The organism is Stenotrophomonas sp. 21LCFQ19 (assembly GCF_056861425.1).
Window position 1 is genome coordinate 37,281 of record NZ_JBSPUF010000017.1, and the last position, 3,794, is coordinate 41,074.

Consider the following 3,794-nt stretch of genomic DNA (forward strand, 5'->3'; position numbering starts at 1 on the left):
TTTTCCCCCGCCCCCCCCCCGGCCCCCCCCCCCCCGCCCCCCGCCCCCCCCCCCCCCCCCGGGGGCCCCCACTACCGATTCCGCCTGGGCTCAATTCCAGCTCAACACAACTTTGCCGGCCTTGCCCTGTTCCATCAGGTCGAAACCTTCCTGGAAGCGGTCCACCGGCAACTGGTGGGTCATCACCTTGCCCAGCGGGAAGCCGCCCAGCACCAGCTGGGTCATCTTGTACCAGGTCTCGTACATCTTGCGGCCGTAGATGCCCTGCACGGTCAGGCCCTTGAAGATGATCTTGTCCCAATCGCAACCAGCGCCCTTGGGCATGATGCCGAGCATGGCGATCTTGCCGCCGTGGTACATGCAGTCGAGCATGTCGTTGAAGGCGCGCGGGTTGCCGCTCATTTCCAGGCCCACGTCGAAGCCTTCCATGTGCAGCTCGGCCATCACGTCCTTCAGCGACTGGTTGGCGACGTTGACCACGCGGGTGGCGCCCATGTCGGCGGCCAGCTTCAGGCGGAAATCATTGACGTCGGTGACCACCACGTTGCGCGCACCGATGTGCTTGCAGATGCCGGCGGCAATGATGCCGATCGGGCCGGCACCGGTGATCAGCACGTCTTCGCCGATCACGTCGAACTCCAGCGCGCAATGCGCGGCGTTGCCGTAGGGGTCGAAGAACGCCGCCAGCTCGGACGGAATCTGGTCCGGGATCGGCCACAGGTTGGTGGCCGGCATCACCATGTATTCGGCGAAGGCGCCATTGACGTTGACGCCGATGCCGACGGTGTTCGGGCACAGGTGCTGGCGGCCGCCGCGGCAGTTGCGGCAATGGCCGCAGACGATGTGGCCTTCGGCCGAGACACGCTGGCCGACTTCATAGCCGGTCACGCCCGGGCCGATCTCGGCGATGCGGCCGACGAACTCATGGCCGATGGTCAGGCCCGGCTTGATCGTGCGCTGGCTCCACTCGTCCCACAGGTAGATGTGCAGGTCGGTGCCACAGATGGCGGTCTTTTCCAGCTTGATCAGCACCTGGTTCGGGCCCGGCGTAGGCACCGGCACCTCTTCCATCCAGATGCCCTTGGTCGCTTCGCGCTTTACCAGCGCCTTCATCGTCTGTGCCATTGCAGGAGACCGCAGTGTGAGGAAAGAGGGCGATTATAAGCTTTCAGCCGTAACCGCCCCGTACTGACCGATGGCAGGGGAGGCGGACGGTTACAACGGCTACAATCGGCCCTTCCAAACTTTCGGATGTGCGTAATGCGCGTGAATTTCCTTGCGTTTTCCATCGTTGCCGGCCTGGGCCTGGCGCAGACCGCGCACGCCGCCGAAGGCATGTGGGTGCCGCAGCAGTTGCCTGAAATTGCCGGCCCGCTGAAGCAGGCTGGCCTGAAGCTGGACCCGCAGCAGCTGGCCAACCTGACCGGCGACCCGATGGGCGCGGTGGTTGCGCTGGGTGGCTGCACCGCCAGCTTCGTTTCGCCGCAGGGCCTGGTGGTGACCAACCACCATTGCGCCTACGGCTCGATCCAGCTGAACTCCACCGCCGAGAAGAACCTGATCAAGGACGGCTTCAACGCGCCGACCCAGAAAGACGAGCTGAGCGCCGGCCCGAATGCCCGCATCTACGTGCTGGACGACATCACCGATGTCACCGCACAGGCCAAGGCCGCCATCGCTGGCGCCGGCAACGACCCGCTCAAGCGCACCCAGGCACTGGAAGCCTTCGAGAAGCAGGCCATCGCCGCCTGCGAAACCGATGACGCCTATAGCTGCACCCTGTACAGCTTCTCCGGCGGCAACACCTACCGCCTGTTCAAGAACATGGAAATCAAGGACGTGCGCCTGGCCTATGCGCCGCCGGGCAGCGTCGGCAAGTTCGGCGGTGACGTCGACAACTGGATGTGGCCGCGCCACACCGGCGACTTCTCGTTCTACCGCGCCTATGTCGGCAAGGACGGCAAGCCGGCCGCTTTCGCCGCCGACAACGTGCCGTACCAGCCCAAGCATTGGCTGAAGCTGGCCAACCAGCCGCTGGGCGAGGGTGACTTCGTGATGGTGGCCGGTTACCCGGGCCGTACCGATCGCTATGCGCTGGTCAGCGAGTTCGAGAACACCGCCACCTGGACCTACCCGTCGATCGCCAAGGCCTACAAGGACCAGATCGCGATGGTCGAAGCGGCCAGCAAGGACAACCAGGACATCGCGGTCAAGTACGCGTCCAACATGGCCAGCTGGAACAACACCAGCAAGAACTACGACGGCCAGCTGGACGGTTTCAAGCGCAACAACGTGCTCGGCCAGAAGCAGGCTGCAGAGACCGCGGTGCTGGAATGGCTGCGCGGCCAGGGCGCTGCCGGCAAGCCGGCGCTGGATGCGTTCGCACAGCTGCAGACGCTGGGCCAGCAGTCGCGCATGAACCAGGCGCGTGACCTGAACCTGGCCATGCTCAACCGCACCGGCACCCTCGGCACCGCCGTGCGCCTGTACCGCCTGGCCATTGAAAAGGCCAAGCCGGACGCACAGCGCGAAGAGGGCTACCAGGAACGTGATCTGCCGACCATCGAAGGCGGCCTGAAGCAGATGGACCGCCGCTACGTGCCGGCCATGGACCGTCAGTTCCAGCAGTACTGGCTGCAGCAGTACGTGCAGCTGCCGGCCGGCCAGCATCTGTCGGCATTCGACAAGTGGATTGGCGGCGTGGATGCCAAGGCGGTCGAGGCTACGGTCGCGCGTCTGGATGGCTCCAAGCTGGGCAGCCTGGATGAGCGCCTGAAGTGGTTCGGTGCCGACAAGGCCGCGTTCGAAGCGAGCAACGACCCGGCCATCCAGTACGCGGTGGCGGTGATGCCGGCACTGCTGGAGCTGGAACACCAGCGCAAGCTGCGCATGGGCGAGGAGCTGGTGGCACGTCCGCTGTTCCTGCAGGCCATTGCCGATTACAAGAAGACCAAGGGGGAGTTCGTCTACCCGGACGCCAACCTGTCGCTGCGCATCACCTTCGGCAACGTGAAGGGCTACACCGGCCTGGACGGCAAGGTGCAGGAAGCCTTCACCGACCTGGAAGGCATCGTCGCCAAGGAAACCGGCAAGGACCCGTTCGACTCGCCGCAGGCGCTGATCGATGCGGTCAAGGCCAAGCGTTACGGCGGCTTCGAGGACAAGCGTATCGGCAGCGTGCCGGTGAACTTCCTGTCCGACCTGGACATCACCGGCGGCAACTCCGGCTCGCCGGTGCTGGACGCGCACGGTCGCCTGGTCGGCCTGGCGTTTGACGGCATCTGGGAATCGGTCGCCAGCAACTGGGTGTTCGACCCGGTGATGACCCGCATGATCTCGGTCGACGAGCGTTATATGCGCTGGATCATGCAGGAAGTGGCGCCGGCGCCGCAGCTGCTGAAGGAAATGGACGCCGCCTCGAAGTAAGTTCGGGTTGCATGGTTCAAGTAATAGCCCGGACGGGAAACCGTCCGGGCTTTTCTTTGCGCGCAGCACACAGCGTTGTAGGAGAGGCGTAAGCCGCGAAGCCGATAGCATTGAAACTAGCGGAATGCGCGCAATCTGATGGATCAGGTGCTTCGCGGCTTACGCCGCTCCTACATTTGGCGGTACCGGTGAAGCCCCTGCCGAGCATGGCTCGGCACTACGTTTTGCTCCCTCCCTTTCGCGCAGCGAAGGGGAGGGTCGGGGAGGGGTAAGCTTTTGGCTGGCTAATGCAGCCGAGGCCTGGCAACTGTAGTGGGGGGGGGGGGGGGGGGGGGGGGGGGGCGGGGGGGGGCGGGGCGGGGGGGGGG

The 3,794-nt window shown here is 65.0% G+C and carries 2 protein-coding genes; one reads left to right on the forward strand and one right to left on the reverse strand.

What is annotated here, in order from left to right:
• Positions 1 to 90: 90 nt before the first annotated feature.
• On the reverse strand, positions 91 to 1,125 hold the full coding sequence (tdh, locus tag AC13FW_RS17075) for an L-threonine 3-dehydrogenase (RefSeq protein ID WP_282273214.1): 1,035 nt from the start codon (positions 1,123 to 1,125) through the stop codon (positions 91 to 93).
• Positions 1,126 to 1,260: 135 nt separating this feature from the next.
• Here tdh and AC13FW_RS17080 point away from each other — a divergent pair, with 135 nt between their 5' ends.
• Positions 1,261 to 3,426 carry a S46 family peptidase gene (locus tag AC13FW_RS17080; protein WP_482989871.1) on the forward strand — a complete coding sequence of 722 codons (2,166 nt, stop codon included), beginning with the start codon at positions 1,261 to 1,263 and terminating at the stop codon, positions 3,424 to 3,426.
• Positions 3,427 to 3,794 lie beyond the last annotated feature (368 nt).

Bases quoted from the DNA above. Each gene is read 5' to 3' on its own strand.
- AC13FW_RS17080 (WP_482989871.1), top strand. From the start codon at position 1,261: ATGCGCGTGAATTTCCTTGCGTTTTCCATCGTTGCCGGCCTGGGCCTG.
- tdh (WP_282273214.1), bottom strand. From the start codon at position 1,125: ATGGCACAGACGATGAAGGCGCTGGTAAAGCGCGAAGCGACCAAGGGC.